A 20,718-nucleotide genomic window follows, 5' to 3' on the forward strand; every position below is an offset into this window, starting at 1 on the left:
AACCGACTTCGTTTTGTCCTCGGGGAAATCTCTATTCATGCCGCATTCCATCACCCTTTCCAAAATCCGGTGGTCCACGCCTGACGGCCACGCCCTCCTTTCCGATCTCGACCTGACCTTCGGCGCCGAGCGCGCCGGCCTCGTCGGCCGCAATGGCGTCGGCAAGACGACGCTGCTGAAGCTCGTCACCGGTGCGCTCACGCCGCAGGCCGGCACCGTCGCCGTGAACGGCACGGTCGGGCTGCTGCGCCAGAGCGTGCAGGTCAACCCGCAGGAAACCGTTGCCAGCCTGTTCGGCATCGTCGAGGCGCTCGACCTGCTTTCCCGCGCGGCGCGCGGGGAGGCGGACGCCGAGGCCCTTGCCGATGCGGACTGGACGCTGGAGGCGCGGCTTGCCGCCGCGCTCGCCCGCGTCGGGCTGGAGGCGGAGGCGGAGACGCCGCTTGCCGCCCTTTCCGGTGGACAGCGCACGCGGGCGGCGCTCGCGGCCCTCATCTTCAGCGGGCCCGATTTTCTCCTGCTCGACGAGCCGACGAACAATCTCGACCGGGATGGGCGGCAGGCGGTCATCGATCTGCTCGCCGGCTGGCGGGCGGGGGCGATCGTCGTCAGCCACGACCGCGCGCTGCTGGAGACCATGGATGCCATCGTCGAGCTGACGACGATCGGCGCCACCCGCTATGGCGGCAACTGGAGCGCCTATCGTGCGCGCAAGGCGCTGGAACTCGCCGCCGCCCATCGTGACCTTGCGGATGCGGAAAGGCATGCCGCCGAGGTGGCGCACACCATGCAGGTCATTGCCGAGCGCAAGGCGCGCAAGGACAGTGCCGGCCGCCGCAAGAAAGCGCGTGGCGACATTCCGCGCATCATGCTGGGCGCGATGAAGGAGCGCAGCGAGCTGACGGGCGGCGCCAATGCGCGGCTTGCCGAGGACCGCCAGGCGCAGGCGGGCGAGGCGGTGGCGGCAGCGCGCGAGCGCATCGAAATCCTCCAGCCGCTGAGCGTCAGCGTGCTGCCGACCCATCTTGCCGCCGGCAAGACGGTGCTCCGGATGGACGGCGTCACCGCCGGCTACCGGCCGGACCGTCCGGTCATCCGCGACCTTTCCTTCACCTTGACCGGGCCGGAGCGGGTGGCCGTGACGGGGCCGAACGGCGCGGGCAAGACGACCTTCCTGGCGCTCGTCACCGGCGCGCTGATGCCGTGGCAGGGCAGCGTGCGCCTCTTTACGGACGCCTCCATGCTCGATCAGAAGGTGAGCCTGCTCGATCCGGCCCTGTCGATCCGTGATAATTTTCGCCGGATCAATCCCGGTTCCGGCGAAAATGCCTGCCGGGCGGCGCTGGCGCGTTTCATGTTCCGCGCGGATGCCGCGCTGCAGGTCACCGACAGCCTTTCGGGCGGGCAGCTGCTGCGTGCCGGACTAGCCTGCGTGCTCGGCGGGGGCCGGCCGCCGGCGCTGCTGGTCCTCGACGAGCCGACGAACCATCTGGATATCGATTCGATCGAGGGGGTGGAGGCGGGACTGCGCGCCTATGACGGCGCGCTCCTCGTCGTCAGCCATGACGAGGCGTTTCTGACGGCGATCGGTGTCACGCGCCAGCTGGAGCTTTCTGCAGGAGGATAGGAAGGCCGGGTTTTTGCCCGACCTTCCTTCTTCAGGCCTTTCCGAAACGCTCGATGACCTCGGCAAGCGGAACGTGGCCCTTGAAGGCGCCGTTGCCGGCCGGTGTCTCGCCGCTTTCAAGTGCGGTGGCGAACACGACGGCAGGGTCGGCCTCCAGTCGGCGGCGGATGGCCTCGATTCGGGGCCAGCGACTTGCCGGGGCGACGGCGTGGTAGTCGAGCCAGCGGGCGACGCCGATGAGCACGCCGTCCGCCAATGTCGGACGGTCGCCGGCAAGGTAGGGCGTGTTGCCGAGCATCGTCTCCAGCTTGTCGTGCCGTTCGATGACACCCTCGCGGCCCCAGCGACGCAGCGAATCTTCGAGCACCGGGTCCGGTGTCTCCAGTTCGAGCGCCGACCAGAGCGGGCTGAAGGAACCGGTGAAGCCGGTGTTGAGGAAGGCCATCAGCTGAACCATGCGGTCGGCTTCCGCCGCCGTTGCCTCGAAGCTGACGCGCCGTTCCGTGTCGCGTGCGGCGATCCAATGGGCGATGGCCATGGTTTCGGTGATCACCCGGCCGTCATCGGTGACGAGGGCGGGTGTCTCATGCCGGGCGTTGAGGCGGGCATAGGCAGGGTCGCGCATGTCGCCCAGCATGTCGACGCGGCAGAGGCGATAGGGTTTTCCCAGCCACTCCAGCGCGGCGACAAGGCCCATGGAGCTTCCGGCGGGGAAGCCGTAGACGAGGATCGGTTCCAATGTTCTTCTCCGTGATTTCTGTTGACCACGCTGCGCAGCGACACTGGACCTAAGCCTTGCCTGCCCCCATGTAAATTACGCACATTTTTGTCACCACGCCGGAGCCCGTCATGAAGGATCTCGTTTCCCGTTGCCCGATCGAGGAGGTCATGCAGGTCTTGAGCGGCCGCTGGCCGACGCTGCTGATCTATTACCTCAAGGACGGAACGAAGCGCTTCAGCGACCTCAGGCGCGACAATCCCACCGTCTCGCACCGCATCCTGACGCTCGAACTGCGCAAGCTGGAAAAGGCGGGCATCGTGCAGCGCACGGTGTTCGACGGCTATCCGCTGCGGGTCGAATACGACCTCACGCCATCCGGCCTGACGCTGCTGCCGCTGGTCGATGCGCTCGGCGACTGGTGGGAGGCGCGGGATGCCGCGCACCCGGCACCGCAAACAAAAACGGCCGCCGAGGCGGCGGCCGTTTCGTAAGGCGGGGATTGCGGCTCAGGCGGGGTAGGAGGCTTCCACCACGGCAAGGGCGGCCATGTTCACCACGCCGCGCGAGGTGACCGACGGCGACAGGATATGGGCGGGCATGGCGGCGCCGAGCAGGATCGGGCCGACGTGCAGGCTGTCCGTCATCGTCTTGACGACGCCGAGCGTGATGTTGGCGGCGTCGAGATTGGGGAAGACAAGGAGATTGGCTTCGCCGGACAGCGTCGAATTCGGCATGACGCGCTGGCGCAGCGCCTCGGAGATCGCGGCATCGCCGTGCATTTCGCCGTCCGCCTCGAGCGTCGGGTCCATGTCGCGCACCATCTCCATGGCGCGGCGCATCTTGAAGGCGCTGTCGGAATCCCGCGAGCCGAAGTTCGAATGGGAGACCAGGGCGGCGCGCGGCGTGATGCCGAAGCGGCGGATTTCCTGTGCAGCCATGACCGTCATCTGTGCCACTTCCTCGGCCGTCGGGTCGAAGGTGACATAGGTGTCGGTAAAGAAGGTGGCGCCGCGCTGGGAGATCAGCAGGCTGAGGGCGGAGAAGTCGAGCACGCCCTCCTTCTTGCCGATGATCTGGCTGACATCCCGCAGGTGCTTGGCATAACGCCCTTCGACGCCGCAGATCAGCGCATCGGCTTCGCCGCGCTTGAGGGCGAGCGCGCCGATGACCGTCTGGTTGGTGCGCACGATGGTGCGTGCGGCTTCCGGAATGACGCCACGGCGGCCGACGATGCGGAAATAGTCGTCGACATAATCGCGGTAGCGCGGATCGTCCTCGGGGTTCACCACTTCGAAGTCCGTCTGCGGGCGGACGCGCAGGCCGTAACGCTTGAGGCGCGCTTCGATGATCTGCGGGCGGCCGATGAGGATCGGCTTGGCGATGTCCTCCTCCAGCAGCACCTGGGCGGCGCGCAGCACACGCTCGTCTTCGCCTTCGGCAAAGATCACGCGCTTCTTGGCCGCGTTCTTCGCCGCAGCGAAGATCGGCTTCATGACGAAGCCCGAGCGCCAGACGAAGCGGTTGAGCTGGTCGAGATAGGCGTCGAAATCGGCGATCGGGCGTGTCGCCACGCCGGTTTCCGCCGCCGCACGGGCAACGGCCGGCGCGATGCGCAGGATGAGGCGCTGGTCGAAGGGCGAGGGGATGAGGTAGTTCGGACCGAAGCTCGGCGTGTCGCCGGAATAGGCGCGGGCGGCGACGTCGGACACTTCCTCGCGGGCGAGGGAGGCGATGGCGCGCACGGCGGCCATCTTCATCTCCTCGTTGATCGTGCGCGCGCCGCAATCGAGCGCGCCGCGGAAGATGTAGGGGAAGCAGAGGACGTTGTTGACCTGGTTGGGGAAGTCCGACCGGCCGGTGCAGATCATCGCGTCCGGGCGGGCGGCGCGCGCCTCCTCGGGCATGATTTCCGGCGTCGGATTGGCGAGTGCCATGATCAGCGGCTTTTCCGCCATGCGCGCGAGCAGCTCCGGCTTCAGCACGCCGGCGGCCGACAGGCCGAGGAAGACGTCCGCACCGTCGATGGTTTCGGAGAGCTGGCGCTTGTCGGTCTCCTGCGCATAGATGCTCTTCCACTGGTCCATCAGGGCTTCGCGGCCCTTGTAGACCAGGCCCTCGATGTCATGCACCCAGATGTTCTCGACCTTCGCGCCGAGGGAAACGAGCTGGTTGAGGCAGGCAAGCGCGGCCGCGCCGGCGCCCGAAGCAACGATCTTGGCGTCCGACAACGCCTTGCCGGCGAGCTCCAGGCCGTTGAGGACCGCTGCAGCGACGATGATGGCAGTGCCGTGCTGGTCGTCGTGGAAGACGGGGATATCCATCTTCTCGCGCAGCTGGCGCTCCACCTCGAAACATTCCGGCGCCTTGATGTCTTCGAGGTTGATGCCGCCGAAGGTCGGCTCCAGCGCCGAGACGACATTGACCATCTCGTCGACGGTCGGCGCGTCGATCTCGATGTCGAAGACGTCGATGCCGGCGAACTTCTTGAAGAGCACCGCCTTGCCTTCCATCACGGGCTTGGAGGCGAGCGGACCGATATTGCCGAGGCCGAGCACGGCCGTGCCGTTCGAGACGACGGCGACGAGGTTGGCGCGTGCCGTGTAGTCGGCGGCCGTGTTGGGGTCGTCACGGATGGCAAGGCAGGGCGCGGCGACCCCCGGCGAATAGGCAAGCGCCAGATCGCGCTGGTTGCCGAGCGGCTTGGTCGGGTTGATCTCGAGCTTGCCGGGGCGGGGGTGGCGGTGGAAGAAGAGGGCCTGCTGGTCGATGTCGCCGCTTGCCGGACCGTCCTGCGTCCGCGATTTGTCACCCGTGCTCATGATGCTCCCTGCCATATGCTGTTTTCGTTGCGGCTCTTGGCTCTGCGAAACCGCCGCGACGTGAAGTTTTCCGAGTCTTCCATAAAGCCGCAATCAGCGGCCTGTGCAATGCCTATTTGCCGCCGAAAAAGGCATAGGTGTGTCATCAATCTGAAACAGGAGTCTGGTTTTCAACGGGTTGAAAGCCGCCCCTCCCGACGACCACCGCGGCGGCCGGCCACCCGGAGAAGAACGCATGACTGCGACCCTTGCCGACCCCACTGTCCGCCACTTCCGCACGCTGTTCATCTCGGACGTGCATCTGGGATCGAAGGCGGCCAAGGCGGACTTCCTGATCGACTTCCTGCGGCATCATGAAGCGGAAACGATCGTGCTCGTCGGCGACATCGTCGACGGCTGGCGCCTGAAGCGCAACTGGTATTGGCCGCAGGCCTTCAACGATGTCACGCAGAAGCTGCTGCGCAAGGCGCGCAAGGGCACACGCATCATTTACATTCCCGGCAACCACGACGAATTCCTGCGCGACTTCCCCGGCACCCATTTCGGCGGCGTGGAAGTGGCCGATCGCATCATCCACGAGGCGGCCGACGGCAAGCGCTATCTCGTGCTGCATGGCGACGAGTTCGACGTCGTCGTGCGCCATGCCCGCGTCGTCGCCTATCTCGGCGACTGGGCCTATGACGCGGCTATCGCCATCAACGTGGTCTTCGCCGCCATCCGCCGCCGGCTCGGCCTGCCGTACTGGTCGTTCTCTTCCTGGGCCAAGCAGCAGGTCAAGACGGCGGTGAACTTCATCGGCGAGTTCCAGAAGGTGGTCGTCGAGGAGGCGCGGCGCCACGATGCCGACGGCGTGATCTGCGGCCATATCCACCACGCCGTCATCACCGAGATCGACGGCATCCGCTATATCAACAGCGGCGACTGGGTGGAGAGCTGCACGGCGATTGCCGAACACCATGACGGGGAGATGGAACTGATCACCTGGCAGAAGCTCGCCTCAAGCCCCGCCGAAGTCCTTCCGGTCTCGCACCGGATGCTGGCGATCGAGACCCGGGAGCCGGAGGCCGCTTAGAGAAATTCCAGCGGAAGCGCGTAGTGGTTTTGCGTAAAAACGAGATAGAGCGTTTCCGCGATTCGAAGAAAAGCGGAACTGCCCTGCGGCAACTTGCGTGCATCCGGGATGCAAAAGCATGGGGCGGAAGCTGGCGGATCGCGCTGCGCCTGTGTCCGGTTTCACAAGTTCGGCATTCCCGCCGGTGGGCAGAAATAGCGCATTGGCGTACGTACATCGGCATGATAGAGCGGAGGGCGTTCCAACGCAGGTTCCCCGCCAATGAATGCCCCCTCCGGTTTTACCGTGACCGCCGGCGCGCCGCCGTATTGCGGTGCGATGGTGCTGCCGGCGATGGCGGTGGCCTTCGTGCTGACCGTGATCGGCGCGGTGATCGCGCCCAGGATCGGCAAGCCGCGCCGTCCGTCGCCGATTGCCGCGATCGCGACCATGCCGACGAAGAGCACGCTGCGGCAGGCGGATGTGCAGTTCATGCTGATCGGCGTCTCGCTGGTCAATGCGAGCCACGCCATGCTGTTCGCCTTTTCGGCGATCTACTGGCAGAAGATGGGGTTCAGCGGCGTCGATGTCGGTATTCTCTGGAGCGCGGGCGTTCTGGCCGAAGTGCTCTTCTTCCTCTTTGCCGTCCAGCTGCGGCGCCGCTTCAATCTCTGGTCCATGATGATGGTCGGCGGCGCCGTTGCGGTCGGCCGCTGGATCCTCTTTCCGATGGACATGTCCTTTGCCGGCTATTTCGCGCTGCAATGTCTGCATGCCTTCACCTACGCGCTGATCCATATGAGCGCGCAGAGCCGGCTCGTGGAGCGCGTGGCGGAGGAGCAGGAGGCGGCGGCGCAGGGGCTCTATTTCTTCTACACCGGCGTCTTCACGGCGCTCGCCACCTTCGTCTCGGGCTATGCCTTCAGCTGGTACGGCGTCCAGGGCTTCTACCTGATGTCGCTCGTTGCCGCTGCCGGTCTTCTCTCGGTCATTGCCGGACGCATCGTCGCGCCGCGTGTTCAGCCCCAGAGCGCGGCCTCGGGCGGATAGACGGTGGAACCTTCATAGCGCAGACCCGGTTCGCGGTCGCGGGCAAGCAGCAGCGGGCCGTCGAGATCGACGAAATCGGCGCCCTGCGCCAACAGCACGGCCGGGGCCATGCCCAGCGACGTGCCGACCATGCAGCCCACCATGATCTTCAGGCCGCATTCCTTCGCCGCCTCGCGCAGCGCGAGCGCCTCCGTCAGCCCGCCGGCCTTGTCGAGCTTGATGTTGATCGCGTCGTAGCGGTCGGCAAGTTTGGGGATGTCCTGCGTCTGGTGCACGCTCTCATCGGCGCAGATCGGGACCGGGCGGGCAATGTCGCGCAGGGCCGAATCGTTTCCGGCCGGAAGCGGCTGCTCGACAAGGGCGATGCGCGCCTCGGCGCAGAGCGCGAAGTGATAGGCGAGGTTTTCCGGCGTCCAACCCTCGTTGGCGTCGAGGATGATGGCGCTCTCGGGGGCGCCGGCGCGCACCGCGCGGATGCGGGCGGCATCGTCCGCCGTGCCGACCTTGACCTTGAGAAGCGGGCGGCCTGCCTCCTGTGCGGCCTGGCGCTGCATCGCCTCGGGTTCGCCGAGGGAGAGCGTGAAGGCGGTGACGAGCTTTTGCGGCGCCGCGGCATTGACCACCTGCCAGGTCGGCACCCCCGACAGTTTCGCCTCGAGATCCCAGAGCGCGCAGTCGAGGGCGTTGCGGGCCGCACCCGCGGACATGATCCTGCCCAGTTCTTCGCGGCCGATGCCGTCCTCCACGGCGCCGCGCATGTCCTCGATGGCGGCGAGCACGCCGGCAACCGATTCGCCGTAGCGCGCATAGGGAACGCATTCGCCGCGGCCGGAAAGGCCCGAACTGCCGATCGTGCAGGTCACCACTTCGGCCGTCGTCTTGGCGCCGCGCGAAATGGTGAAGGTGCCGGCAATCGGGAAGCTTTCGGTGGTGGCGAGCATCGTGCGGCGCATGGGACTGATCCTGGCAGGCTTGAAAAAATCGAGGCGGGAAGGGGCTTTTGCAGGTTCGTTCGGTGACAGATGGGCGGCGAGCCGGTAAGACAGGCGCATGTTGTCCCAAGCACGGGAAGATGCAAGAGACTTGACCGCCACCCGTTCCCCCCTCGACATCGCGATCGAAAACCCGCCTGAAAACGGCCGGGAGGTCTGGCGCCTTTCCGGCGAGTGGGTGAACACGAACGCGGTTGCCGCCAGCAAGCGGCTGGCCGATATCGGCCGCGGGCAGGCCGGTGCGTTGGAAATCGACCTCAGCGGCGTTTCGGCCATGGATACGGCCGGCGCCTGGCTGCTGCGCCGGGCGATCGCCGAGCGGCAGGGCGGCGGCAACGAGGTCAGCCTTACCGATCGCGAGGGTACGCACTACGCCGACCTGATTTCTGCCCTGCCGGAAAAGCTCGCCGAACCACGGTATGGCGGCGGCGGGAAGGGCACCCTGTTCGAGCGCATCTTCACCCCCATCGGCCGCGCGATGATGGACGTCTGGGACGATACGGTCGCCGCCATGTTCATCCTCGGCTCGGCGGTGCGGGGCGCGCAACTGAAGCTTGGGCGCCGCAGCGGCGTCTCGCCCTCGGCGATCGTGCACCAGATCGACCATATGGGTGTCCGCGCGGTGCCGATCATCCTCCTGATGTCCTTCCTGATCGGTGCGATCATCGCCCAGCAGGGCGCTTTCCAGCTGCGCTACTTCGGGGCGGAGGTCTTCGTCGTCGACCTCGTCGGCATCCTTCAGTTGCGCGAGGTCGGCGTGCTGCTCACCGCCATCATGATCGCCGGCCGCTCCGGCAGCGCGATCACGGCCGAGATCGGCTCGATGAAGATGCGCGAGGAGATCGACGCGCTGAAGGTCATGGGCCTCAGCCCCATCGGCGTGCTCGTTTTCCCGCGGCTGGTGGCACTGACGGTGGCGCTGCCGCTGCTAACCATCATCGCCAACTTTGCGGCCCTCGGCGGCGCAGCCTTCGTCGCCTGGTCCTATTCCGGCATCACCTTCGACACCTTCCTGTCGCGTCTTCGCGAGGCCATCGACCTCTCGACGGTGGTGTCCGGCATGATCAAGGCGCCGTTCATGGCGCTGATCATCGGCATCGTCGCCTCGGTCGAGGGGTTGAAGGTGGGCGGCAGCGCCGAATCGCTTGGCCGCCACGTCACCGCCGCTGTGGTGAAGTCGATCTTCGTCGTCATCCTCGTCGACGGCCTCTTCGCCATGTTCTACGCCGCGATCGATTTCTAGGGATGTCCATGGAGCAGGTTTCGGCAAAGGCGGACGACGTGGTGCTTTCGGTCAAGGATCTGACCGTCGGCTTCGGCAGCAACATCGTGCTGGATGAGCTCAATCTCGATATCTATCGCGGCGAGATTCTCGGCTTCGTCGGCGCGTCCGGCACGGGCAAGTCGGTGCTGATGCGCACGGTGCTGCGCCTTCTGCCGCGCCGCTCCGGCAACATCCGCATCTTCGGTATGGATTTCGACAAGGCGAGCGAGGCCGAGCGGCTGGCGCTCGACATGAAGCTCGGCGTGCTCTTCCAGCACGGTGCCCTCTTTTCCTCGCTGACGGTCATGGAGAACATCCAGGTGCCGATGCGCGAATATCTCGACCTGCCGCAGTCGATGATGGACGAGCTGGCGCGGCTGAAGATCGAGCTTGTCGGCCTTGCCCCGGAGGCCGCGAACAAATTTCCCTCCGAGCTTTCGGGCGGCATGATCAAGCGTGCGGCGCTGGCGCGGGCGCTGGCGCTCGACCCGGCGCTCGTCTTCCTCGACGAGCCGACCTCGGGCCTCGATCCGATCGGCGCGGCGGAATTCGACGAGCTGATCGCCAAACTGCGCGACACCCTCGGATTGACCGTGTATATGGTGACTCACGACCTCGACAGCCTGTTTTCGGTTTGCGATCGCATCGCCGTTCTCGGGCAGAAGAAGGTCATGGTCGAAGGCACGATCGAGGACATGCTGGCCTTTGACGACCCCTGGGTGCAGTCCTATTTCCGGGGCAAGCGCGCGCGATCGATCGTGCGCAAAACGTAAGGACGTGTCCGGGGCCGATGGGCCCGGGTGGATGGAACTGCGAGCAGGATAGCCCGAAGCATGGAAACCAAAGCCAATTACGCCCTCGTCGGTTTCTTCACCGTCCTCGTCATGGCTGCCGCCTTCGCTTTCGTCTACTGGATGTCGCAATACGGCCGCGGCGGCGAGATGGCGCAGCTGGCGATCCGCATCCCGGGATCGGCGAACGGGCTCAGCATCGGCTCGCCCGTGCGCTTCAACGGCATCCCGGTCGGCTCCGTACGCAGCCTTGCCATCGATGCCGACGATCCGCTCTTCTCCGTCGCCATGACGGAGGTCTCGACCAGCGCGCCGGTCAAGCAGACGACGACCGCGGTGCTTGAAGTGCAGGGTCTGACGGGCGCGGCCTATATCGAGCTTTCCGGCGGCAGTGCTGCCGATCCGAACATCCTGCGCCAGGCCTTCGATACCGAGGTTCCGGCGGTGCTGCAGGCGGAACAGTCGAGCGTGACGAACATCCTGTCGACCGCAGACAAGATCCTGAAGCGTGCCGATGCGGCGATCACCGATATCCAGGGCTTCGTCGCCGATGCACGAGGGCCGCTGACGACGACCATCCAGAATGCCGAGCAGTTCTCCGGCTCGCTCGCCCGCAACGGCGAGAAGGTGGACGAGTTCCTGCAGAGCGTCGGTGGCCTGTCGGAAACCTTCCGCAATCTTTCCGGCCGGCTCGATTCGACGCTCGCCTCGGTCGACGAGCTGATCAAGGCTGTCGACCCGAAGAAGGTCGAGGATTTTGTCGGCAATGTCGACAAGGTCAGCAAGGACATCGCGGCCGCGTCCGGCGACATCAAGACCACGGTCGAGGGCTTCCGCAAGACGGCCGAGACCTTCGATACCTTCGGCAAGCAGGCGACGGCCTCGCTCGACAAGATCGACAGCCTGATCGCTGCGGTCGATCCGCAGAAGGTCGGCGGGGCGATCAACGACATTTCGGTCGCGACTGCCGATGCCCGCAAGGCCATCGCCTCCGTGACGGGCGTCGCCGACCGTATCGGCGCCCGCGAGGAGGATATCGACCAGATCATCACCGACGTGCAGCAGATGAGCAACAAGCTGAATGCCGCCTCCACGCGCGTCGATGGCGTGCTCGCCAAGCTTGACGGCTTCCTAGGCGAGGGGGATTCCGAATCGCTCTTCGCCGAGGCCAAGGCGACGCTGCAGTCGATCAAGCAGGCGGCCGATACGCTGAACGGGCGGATCGGACCGATTGCCGACGGATTGCAGCGATTCTCCGGTTCGGGGCTGCGGGATATCGAGGCGCTGGTGCTTGATACACGCCGCACCATCCAGAATCTCGACGGTGCGATCTCCGGCTTCGAGCGCAATCCGCAGCGCCTGCTCTTCGGCGGCGACACGGTCAAGCAGTATGACGGTCGCAACCGGCGCTGATCCGGCCGCAAGGTGTGGCCCTATCCCCACAACTGCCGGCCGCCGGCGGGCCGAGGCGGATTTGTCCGTCCGCGCAGCCGTGACAGCATGCCGTGCCGCTGCTACACAGGCAGTTACAAGGGTTTGAGGACGACATGACGAGTTCGGGTATGGGTTTGTTGCGGAACGGGACTGCGGCGCGCGCCGCGCTCGTGGCCGTCCTGGCGACGACGCTTGCCGCCTGCGGCAGCACACAGGCCAAGAACGATACGTTCGCGCTCTCCTCCGTCACGGCCGTCGAAGGCCCTTCGGCCAAGAGCCGGCAGATCCTCGTGCCGCAGCCTTCGGCGCTGAAGGCGCTCGACAGCGAACAGATCGTCATCCGCCCGTCCGCCTCCGAAATCCAGTACCTTGCCGGCGCGCAGTGGAGCGACAGCCTGAGCAAGATGGTGCAGGCCAAGCTCGTGCAGGCTTTCGAGAACACCGGCCGTCTTGGCGGTGTCGGCAAGCCGGGCGAGGGGCTGGCGATCGACTACCAGATCGTCACCGATATCCGCGCCTTCGAGGTGCAGACCGCCGGCGCCGATGCGGCGGTGGTGGAGATTTCGGCAAAGCTGCTCAACGACCGCAACGGGACTGTCCGGGCACAGAAGGTGTTTCGTGCGACGGTTCCGGTTGGCGGTGCGGGCAATCCGGCCTTCGTGAAGGCGCTCGACGCGGCCTTTGCCGCGGTCACGGCCGATATTGTCGGCTGGACGCTCGGCGCGATCTGATTTCTTTCGACACGCGGGCGTAGAAAGGCCCTCATCCGCCTATCGGCACCTTCTCCCCGCAAGCGGGGCGAAGGGGAGTGCCTTGCGGGTTTCCCCAGGCAAACAACGCCATGTTGATTGGAAAACTGTGCCCCTTGCTCCTTCTCCCCGCTTGCGGGGAGAAGGTTGCGACAACGGGATGAGGGGCCGCGCCGACGCGCAGCCGTCCCGTCAGGCGTTTTCGACGCCCTGAATGGCCGAGACCTTCCAGTCGCCGCCGTCGCGGCGCACGAAGGTCCAGATCTCGACCGCTTCCGTCAGATTGTCCGGATCGCCGGAAACGAGCTTGCCGGTCGAGCGGTCGCGCATCACGTCGATGCTCTCGTAACGCATGGCGACGGTGGCGTATTCGTCGGCGCCTTCGCGCCACGCTTCGGCAACGTCGCCCTGCACGAGGTGGATGTCGCGCACCTCGTTCTTCAGGCCCTGAGTGGCGTTGTCGCTCAGTTCCTCGGCAAGGTACGACATGGCTTCCGGCGTTGTGATCTGGCGCAACGTGCGGAAGTCCTCGGCCGCATAGGCCGCCTGCAGCTCCTTCAGCATGCTTTCGAACTGTTCGAGATCGGCCTGCTTGATGCCGAGCTCGTCGCCGCCCTTCGGCTGCGGTGCGGCCTGACGGCTGCCGCCGCCGATGCTCGGGATCTTGAACTGCGAGCCGCCGTCCGGCGTGGCGTTGCGGGCATGGCCGCTGCCGGCATAGGCGGTGGCATTCTTCTGCGCGAACATGCGGCGGAGGAACAGGAAGACACCGGCGATCAGCAGGATCTGCAGGAGAAGACCGAGCATGCCGATGCCGCCACCGAGCCCCTGGCCCATCAGCATGCCGACGAGGCCGCCGAGCATCAGGCCGCCGAGCAGCGTGCCGCCGAAACCACCGAAGAGGCCGGGGCGCGGATTGGTGGCCGTGGCGTTGCGTCCCGCGGACGGCTGGGCCGACTGCTGGCGCGTCATGGTGCGGTCGATGGGCTGGGCATCCGTCGGTGCGGTGCGCGTCGTCGAGGGCGTCGAGAAGGTGCGGCTGCCGCGGCTGCCGAGGCCGCCGCCGGCGCGGCGGGCTTCCGCCACGTCCACCACCGTCATCATCACCATCACCGCGACTGCCAGCGTCGCCAGAATGCGTCCAAAGCCTTGTATAAAGATCATTTCCGTCTCTCTTCCCATGCGCCCGCAGGCGCGTTGGTTCGCATATAGCGGCTGGAGAGCCGGATTTTAAGGTTCCGTCGCCGGAAATCGGTCACCCGGAAGGGCATGTCTCATCAAAGGTGCGTTATCAGCTCCGCCAATTGGGGCCTTGAACGCAAAACGGCCGCCTTGCGGGCGGCCGTTTCGTTTTCCGTCCGGATCAGCTTAGCTGAAGCGGCCTGCCGCATGGGCCAGCATGGTGTAGACCTTGCCGGTGTCCGAGGTGAGGTAGGTCTGCGTCATGACCTTGTCGCGGTCGTTACGGGCGACGTCGGCGAGCAGCTTCTCGAAGTCCGAGATGTAGCGGTCGACCGCGGTGCGGAACTCCGGCTCGCGCTCGTACTTGCGCTTGATCTCGTCGAACGTCTGCTGGCCCTTCAGCGTGTAGAGGCGCCGCGTGAAGACGTCGCGCTCGCCGCGCTGGTAGCGGCGCCACAGGTCGACCGAGGCATCGTGGTCGATGGCGCGGGCGATATCGACCGAGAGCGAGTTCAGCGATTCGACGACATGGCGCGGGTTGCGGCTGTCCGGACGAGCCGCCTGACCATCGGCGCGCGGCTGGCCGAACTGGGCCTCCTCACGCGAGACGGCGCCGCGCAGGAGATCCCGCATCCAGCCGCCTTCGCCGGTGGTCTTGGCTTCGGATTCCGCGGGCAGGGGCTGTGCGCGCTGCGGCACCGTGGCCGGTGCGGCACGCTCGAGGCCGAGGCTCCCGCGCAGCTGCTGGGCCGGCTCCTCGCGGCGGGGCTCGACGCGGGTTTCCTGCACCGGCTGTGCCTGCTGTACGACCTTGGCCTGAACCGCGGCCGGGCGGGAGACTTCCAGCGCCGAGGAGGACTTGCCGATGATGTCGGACAGGTCCTGCAGGGCCTTGATCTGCTCGCTGACGGCGCGGCGCATCTGCGCCGCGTTTTCCTTGGCCTCTTCCGGCAGGTCGAAGGCACCGCGCTTCAGCTCGCCGCGGGTCTGGTCGAGCTCCTTGCGGATGTCGGCGGCGGCGCGGCGGATTTCCTCGGTCGCGCCGGAGAACTTGCCGACCGCTTCCTCGACGGCCTCGCGCAGCGTTTCGCGCATGACGGTCGTGGCGGCTTCGGACTTCTTGCCGCTTTCGGTGAGCAGGCGATCGACATCGGAGAGCGAGGCGCCGACGCTGCCGCGCAGGCGGTTCGCCACTTCCTTGGTCCGCTCTTCGGCGCGGGCGAAGGAACCCTCGACCGACTGGCCTGCTTCCTCGCCGGCCTTTGTCAGCTGCTCGCGCAGCGTGTTGGCAGCGGCCTCGGCGCGCTTCTCGGTCTCGCCGAGGATGCGGCCGACTTCGGCGAACGACGTCTGGATGCCGCCGCGCAGGTTGCCGGCGATGAGGTTCGAGCGCTCCTCGGCGCGGGTGAAGACGCCCTCGACCATGCCTTCGAGCGACTGCATGGTCTTCTCGATCTCCTCCGAGCGCTGCACGAGGCCGACGGAGAGCGAACGCAGCGCGTCCTGGCGCTCTTCCAGCGTCGAGACGAGGTTCGACTGGGCGGCGGCGAGCAGATCCGAGGCCTGCGACAGGATCTTCGAGTGGTCCTCGAAGCGACCGACGATGCCGCCGATCTGCGACAGCGTGCCGGACGAGATGTCGGACAGGCGGTCCACCTTGCCCTCGAGCAGGCGCGACGTGGTGGATACCATGTCGGAGGCGCGCTCGGCGGAGGTGGAGAAGCGTTCGGCCGTGCTCATCAGACGGCCATCGATGGCGCCGAGCGTCTGGCTGGCGGCATCGACGATGCCGGCGATCGCGCCGTTGCTTTCCGAGAGGCGGGCGATCAGGCTTTCGACATTGGCGGCAAGGCCGCTTTCGATCTCGCGCATCGTGCCGGCGGCTTCTTCCGTGCGGCTGGTGATGGCGGCGAGCGTATCGGCCGTGCGGGCGGAGATCGCGTTGATGAGCGCGGCGTTCTCGTTGCGCAGGCGCTCGGCGCTTTCGCGGGCGACGCCGCTGATGCGCTCGGCAGCGTCACGGGCGACACCGCCGATGCCTTCGGCAGCCTCGCGGCCGACGGCAGCATAGCTGTCGATGACCGGACGGGCTTCCTCGTCGATCAGGCGGGCCAGCTCTTCCGTGCGGCTCGCCAGCATGGAGTTGAGCTCGCGGGTGCGTTCGTCGAGCGTCGAACGGATGGAGGCACCGCGCGCTTCCAGAGCCTTTTCGACGTCGCCGAGGCCGGCGCGCAGCGACTGGGCCTGGTCGGCAAGGCGGTTTTCCGTTTCCGTGAAGCGGGCGACGGCGGAGGAGGTGGTCTCTTCGACGGCGCGGGCGAAGGCTTCGTTGCGGGCCGAAAGGTTGCCGGCGAACTCCTCGCCGGTGCGGGCGATGTTTTCGGCGGCGCGCTGGGCCTCGACGCCCATTTCCTGGGCTGCACGGGAGACGGCGCCGCGCAGCGACGAGCTGAGGCTGGCGAATTCCTCACCGGTCTTGGCGAGCGACTGGGCGGAGCGGACCGCTTCGGCGTCCATGTCCTGGGCGGCCTGCGAAACGGCGTCGCGCAGCGTTGCGGCAAGACCTGCGGCCTTGCCGTCGATCGTACGGTTGACACTGTCGAGACCGATGGTCAGCGCGCGGTCCATCGTGCCGAGGCGTTCCTCGATGCGGCCGGTCTTCTCGTCGATCGTGCCGGCGATGCGCTCCGCAGCCTCTCCGGTGATGCGTTCGATGTCGCCGGTGCGTGCAACGAGTGTTCCGTCGATGCGTTCGGCGGCTTCTCCGGCAATGCGGGCAATGTCGCTGGCACGGCTGGCCAGGGTTCCGTCGATGCGCTCCGCAGCCTCACCCACGGCGCGGCTGATTTCGTCGGCGCGGTTGACGAGGGCGCCATCGATACGCTCGGCGGCGTCGCCGACGGAGCGCTCGATCTGGCTCGCGCGGTTGAGGAGCGTGCCTTCGAGACGTTCGGTGGCTTCCCCGACCGTACGGCTGATTTCGTCGACACGTCCGACAAGGGCGCCGTCGATGCGTTCGGCGGCACTGTCGACGGTGCGTTCGATTTGGCTCGCGCGGTTGAGGAGCGCGCCTTCGAGCCGTTCGGCAGCCTCGCCGACGGTGCGGCTGATTTCGTCGACGCGGCCGACGAGGGCGCCGTCGATGCGCTCGGCGGCATTGCCGACCGTCAGCTCGATCTGCGTTGCGCGGGCGAGCAGCGTGTCGTCGATGCGGTCTGCGACCTGGCCGACGACGCGGTTGATCTCGTCGACGCGGTTGACGAGGGCGCTGTCGATACGCTCGGCGGCACTGCCGACGGTCATCTCGATCTGCGTGGCGCGGGCAATCAGCGTATCGTCGATGCGGTCAGCCGCTTCCCCGGCGACGCGGGCGATCTGGTCGGCGCGGCTTGCCAGCGCACCGTCGATGCGTTCGGCAGCTTCTCCGGTGACGCGCTCGATATCGGTGAGGCGGCCAGAGAGGGCGCCTTCGATGCGCTCGGCAGCGCTGGCACCAAGGCGCTCGATGTCGGTGACGCGGCCGGCGAGGGCGGCGGCGATGCGTGCCGTCGTCTCGTCGCCGATGCGCTCCACCTCGGCCATCGGCCGGGAGAGGGCTTCGGATACACGCAGCGAAACGTCGCCGCCGGCGCGGTCGAGATCGGTGAGGCGCTCCGACAGGGTGTCGGAGATGCGCGATGCTGCCGTATCGACAAGGCCGGAGACGTGGTCGACGCTGTATTCGATGCGGGATTCGAGCTTGCCGAGGTTTTCCTCGAGGCGGCTGCCGGTCGTGTCGAAGCGGTTGGCGACGTTGTCGACGGTCTGCTCCATGCGGCTGCCGAAGGTGTCGGCTGCGTGCACGATCTTCGCCGAGGTTTCGACGAGGCGTTCCGCGACGGCGCCGACGCTTTCACGCACGCGCTGGTCGAGCAGGGCGCCGCTGCCGTCGATGGTGCGGCGAAGAGCCTCCTCGTGCTGCTCCATGGACAGTTCCAGCATGCCGGCGCTGGTGGCGATCGAGGTGCCGATGGTGGTCACCTGGTCGTTCAGCGTCTCGGTGAGATGGTTACGGCCCTCGGTGATGGCGAGGTTGATCGCGTTGATGCGGTCGTCGAGCGTTGCCCGAATCTCGTCATGGGTGGAGGCCAGCGAACCGGTGAGCGTCGACGCACGGTCCGAAAGCTGCTCCATGGACAGTTCCAGCATGCCGGCGCTGGTGGCGATCGAGGTGCCGATGGAGGTGACCTGATCGTTGAGCGTTTCGGTGAGCTGGTTGCGGCCCTCGGTGATGGCGAGGTTGATCGCGTCGATGCGGTCGTCGAGCGTCGCGCGGATCTGCTCGTGGGTGGAGACGAGCGAACCGGCTAGTTCGGATGCGCGGCCCGAAAGCTGTTCGGCGATGTTGGCGGCACGACCGGAGAAGGCTTCGGCGAATTCGGTAGCCTGGCCATGCAGGACGCCCGTGAGCTGCTGGTTGCCTTCGGAGAGGACTGTTTCGACGCGTTCAGCCGCCGCGTCGATCGCGGACTGCATCGCGCCGGCGCTGTTGGACAGAACCGATGCGAGATTGGCCGTGCGGCCGGTGATGGCGTCGTCGATCTGGCGGGCGGCGCCCGTCAGGGCGTTCTCGACACGGCCGGCGGCGGCGCCGACGGATTGTTCGAGCTGGCTGCCGGTCTCGTTCAGCATCGAGGAGAGGGCGGTGGTGCGCTCGGACAGCGCGCTGTCGATGCGGTTGTGGCTGGCGGCGATCGTCGAGGCGATCTCGTCCGCGCGGGCGCCGAGGGCCTCTTCCATGCGCGCCTGGGCGGTTTCGATGCCGGAGGCGATGGAGGTGCCACGCGAATCCAACGCATCCGTCAGGCGGCGCTCGCTGCCGGAAATGCTTTCCACCAGGGCGCTGGCGCGGGCGCCAAGGGCCTCTTCCATGCGGGCCTGTGCGGCCTCGATGTCGGTGGCGATGGCCGAGCCGCGCGAATCCAGCGCGTCCGTCAGGCGGCGTTCGCTGCCGGAAATGCTTTCCGCCAGCGCTTCGGCACGGGTGCCGAAGCCGCTTTCGATGCGGTTCTGCACGTCGGCGAGGCCGCCGAGAAGGGCGGCGGACTTTTCCGAGAGGACCGCGCCCATGCGTTCATGCGCACCGCTGACGGCATTGGAGATGGCGTCGGCATGGCCGGAGACCGCACTTTCGAGGACTTCCTGGCTGGTGGCGAGCGTCGTGGCCAGTGCGAAGGACTGGTCGGTGAGCGTGTTGCCGAGACGGTCGATGCTGGAGGTGAGGATACCATCCATCGCGTCGCGGCCGCTGGCGACCGTTTCGTTGATGCGGGCAAGGCTCTCCATCAGCTTGCTGTCGAGCGAGCCGGCGCGCTGGTCGAAGGCCTGGGTGAACTCCTCGACACGATGGTCGAAGGCGCTGGCAATCTGGCCGACGGTCGCGTGCATGCGCTCGTCGAAGAAGCCGGTGCGCAGGTCGAGGTCCATGACGGTGTCGTCGGCGGCGTTCTTGAGGCTCTGGCGGAACTGCGCGCCCTTTTCGTCGAGCGCGGCGTTCATCGACTGGAGAATGTGGTCGAGACCGCCGGTGACGGCCTGCTGGCCGATCGACAGGCTTTCGCTGATCTCGCGGGTGCGGGCGATCAGCGTCTCATTGAGCTGCTTGGCGCGCTCGTTCAACGCGGCATTCAGCTTTTCCGTATTGGTGTCGAGCGAGCTCGCGCGGGTCTCGAACTGCTGCAGCAGGTCACGGCCGCGCGAATCGAGGTTCTTGGTGAGCTGGTCGAGGCGGCTGTCGAACTCGTTGGCGAGCGCGAGGCCGGAGGAGCTGAGCGTCGAGAGCAGGCTGTCGGTGCGGGCCGACAGCATGGCGCCGATCGTCTGCGTCGCGCTGTCGGATTTCTCCATCAGCATCGCGGCGCGGGTGTCGAGCATGGAGGCGAAGGCTTCGCCCGAGGTGGCGAGGCGCTGGGTGATGTTGTCGCCGGCGCTGGCCAACTCGTCCTTCAGCTGTTCGTGCGCGCCGGAGATCGACGACCGGATGCGCTCGGCATGGCTGACGATCGCCTCGCGCTCCGAGCCGAGTTCCTGGACGAGGGTGCGCACGCGCATCTCGTTGTCGGAATAGCTGCGCTCGAGGGCGTTGACTTCGGAATGCACGAGCGTTTCGAGCTCGGTTGCGCGGGCGATCGTACGCTCGATGCCCTCGTTCATCGCGGAGACTTCGCGGCGGACGGCCTGGCCGACGCTCATGATGCGGTCGCTCGCGACGGTTTCCGGCTCGGAGAGACGGAGTGCGACTTCCGCCATGGAGCGGGCGGCACTGCGCAGTTCCTGGGCGCGGGAGATCATGATCGCGAAGGCGAAGAAGAGCATGATCGGCATGACGATGGCGACGACCATGCCGATGGCACCGGGCAGCGCCACCAGGTCGGCCACCGAGCGGATCTGCCAGATCTCGGGCGCATAGAGAAGGTTGGCAACGCCCAGCCCGCCGATGACCCAGAGAATGGACATCAGGATGGCCATGCGGATCGAGGCCCGGCCCGAGCGCACGTCCAGCGACTTCAGGATCGCGGCAGGCGTCTTGCGGGAGCCGTCGTTGGCGGGGGTGAAGGCCGGGGTTTTCGGTGCCTGCTCGGGGCTGAGGCCACGCGCGGTCTCGCCGGATGCAGGGCGGCTCGCAGGCTTTTCCTGCGTCTTGTTCGGAACGCGGCTTGCTGGTTCAGACACATGGGCCTCCGAAGCGTCCTTCTTCGAGGGCGTCTCCGGCGCTAGATCATCAAAGTCGATCTTCAGTGCTTCTTCCAGGGCCTGGAAGGCCTTGTCGTCGATCGACTCGGTGGGCTTGTTCGTCGCCATGCGGATACGCCTCGTTACCATGTCCGGGATCGGGCTTCATGCGCGCTGCCGCTGCTCAGGCGCATTCGAACCGGTCCGGTTGGTGGCCGGTCTTGCTGCATACCCTCATGGCACGCAGCGTCCGGACCGCCGTTCATTCCAAATTCGCTCGATAGACCGAAAAGGCGAAGCGGTGTATCTCCGCCCACGGCTTATCCA

At 66.6% G+C, this 20,718-nt stretch carries 12 protein-coding genes and 1 pseudogene; 8 read left to right on the plus strand and 5 right to left on the minus strand.

Annotation, left to right across the window (positions count from 1 at the left end):
* Positions 1 to 37 precede the first annotated feature (37 nt).
* Positions 38 to 1,627, plus strand: a complete 1,590-nt coding sequence (locus P9A16_RS06620) for an ABC-F family ATP-binding cassette domain-containing protein (protein ID WP_024271083.1) — start codon at positions 38 to 40, stop codon at positions 1,625 to 1,627.
* A gap of 31 nt (positions 1,628 to 1,658) precedes the next feature.
* Here the strand turns inward: P9A16_RS06620 and P9A16_RS06625 are convergent, their stop codons facing one another.
* A complete protein-coding gene (locus P9A16_RS06625; protein WP_023516843.1) occupies positions 1,659 to 2,366 on the minus strand; it encodes a glutathione S-transferase family protein in 708 nt (235 codons plus the stop codon).
* A 110-nt stretch (positions 2,367 to 2,476) separates the two neighbouring features.
* On the opposite strand from P9A16_RS06625, the gene P9A16_RS06630 reads away from it, so the two are divergent.
* Positions 2,477 to 2,839 carry a winged helix-turn-helix transcriptional regulator gene (locus P9A16_RS06630; protein ID WP_023516842.1) on the plus strand — a complete coding sequence of 121 codons (363 nt, stop codon included), beginning with the start codon at positions 2,477 to 2,479 and terminating at the stop codon, positions 2,837 to 2,839.
* A 15-nt stretch (positions 2,840 to 2,854) separates the two neighbouring features.
* On the opposite strand, the gene P9A16_RS06635 is transcribed toward P9A16_RS06630, so the two are convergent.
* On the minus strand, positions 2,855 to 5,167 hold the full coding sequence (locus P9A16_RS06635) for an NADP-dependent malic enzyme (RefSeq protein ID WP_024271082.1): 2,313 nt from the start codon (positions 5,165 to 5,167) through the stop codon (positions 2,855 to 2,857).
* A 235-nt stretch (positions 5,168 to 5,402) separates the two neighbouring features.
* On the opposite strand from P9A16_RS06635, the gene P9A16_RS06640 reads away from it, so the two are divergent.
* Both P9A16_RS06640 and P9A16_RS06645 read left to right on the plus strand, forming a co-directional pair.
* Positions 5,403 to 6,239 carry a UDP-2,3-diacylglucosamine diphosphatase gene (locus P9A16_RS06640; protein ID WP_023514975.1) on the plus strand — a complete coding sequence of 279 codons (837 nt, stop codon included), beginning with the start codon at positions 5,403 to 5,405 and terminating at the stop codon, positions 6,237 to 6,239.
* Between the two features lie 312 nt (positions 6,240 to 6,551).
* Positions 6,552 to 7,268, plus strand: a pseudogene (locus P9A16_RS06645) (MFS transporter); the annotation flags it as partial.
* Here P9A16_RS06645 and dgcA read toward each other — a convergent pair.
* A complete protein-coding gene (gene dgcA / locus P9A16_RS06650; RefSeq protein WP_023514977.1) occupies positions 7,238 to 8,221 on the minus strand; it encodes an N-acetyl-D-Glu racemase DgcA in 984 nt (327 codons plus the stop codon). The pseudogene P9A16_RS06645 and the gene dgcA sit on opposite strands and share 31 nt — an antisense overlap.
* A gap of 130 nt (positions 8,222 to 8,351) precedes the next feature.
* Here dgcA and P9A16_RS06655 point away from each other — a divergent pair, with 130 nt between their 5' ends.
* From P9A16_RS06655 to P9A16_RS06670, 4 genes are all read left to right on the plus strand, one after another.
* Complete coding sequence (locus P9A16_RS06655; RefSeq protein ID WP_024271081.1) at positions 8,352 to 9,503, plus strand: ABC transporter permease; 1,152 nt, start codon at positions 8,352 to 8,354, stop codon at positions 9,501 to 9,503.
* A gap of 8 nt (positions 9,504 to 9,511) precedes the next feature.
* Positions 9,512 to 10,297, plus strand: coding sequence for an ABC transporter ATP-binding protein (locus P9A16_RS06660; RefSeq protein WP_443021627.1), 786 nt, complete (start codon positions 9,512 to 9,514; stop codon positions 10,295 to 10,297).
* Positions 10,298 to 10,357: 60 nt separating this feature from the next.
* Positions 10,358 to 11,728 (plus strand): MlaD family protein, encoded by a 1,371-nt coding sequence (locus P9A16_RS06665; protein WP_023514980.1) that lies wholly within the window; start codon positions 10,358 to 10,360, stop codon positions 11,726 to 11,728.
* A 149-nt stretch (positions 11,729 to 11,877) separates the two neighbouring features.
* Entirely contained in the window at positions 11,878 to 12,480 is a 603-nt protein-coding gene (locus P9A16_RS06670) for an ABC-type transport auxiliary lipoprotein family protein (RefSeq protein ID WP_439603670.1), read from the plus strand.
* Between the two features lie 210 nt (positions 12,481 to 12,690).
* On the opposite strand, the gene P9A16_RS06675 is transcribed toward P9A16_RS06670, so the two are convergent.
* Positions 12,691 to 13,662 (minus strand): Tim44 domain-containing protein, encoded by a 972-nt coding sequence (locus P9A16_RS06675; RefSeq protein WP_023514982.1) that lies wholly within the window; start codon positions 13,660 to 13,662, stop codon positions 12,691 to 12,693.
* Between the two features lie 204 nt (positions 13,663 to 13,866).
* On the minus strand, positions 13,867 to 20,520 hold the full coding sequence (locus P9A16_RS06680; RefSeq protein ID WP_278025582.1) for a hypothetical protein: 6,654 nt from the start codon (positions 20,518 to 20,520) through the stop codon (positions 13,867 to 13,869).
* Between the last annotated feature and the right edge of the window lie 198 nt (positions 20,521 to 20,718).

The sequence above is a fragment of the Shinella sp. 838 genome (assembly GCF_029623935.1).
Classification (GTDB): Bacteria; Pseudomonadota; Alphaproteobacteria; order Rhizobiales; family Rhizobiaceae; genus Shinella.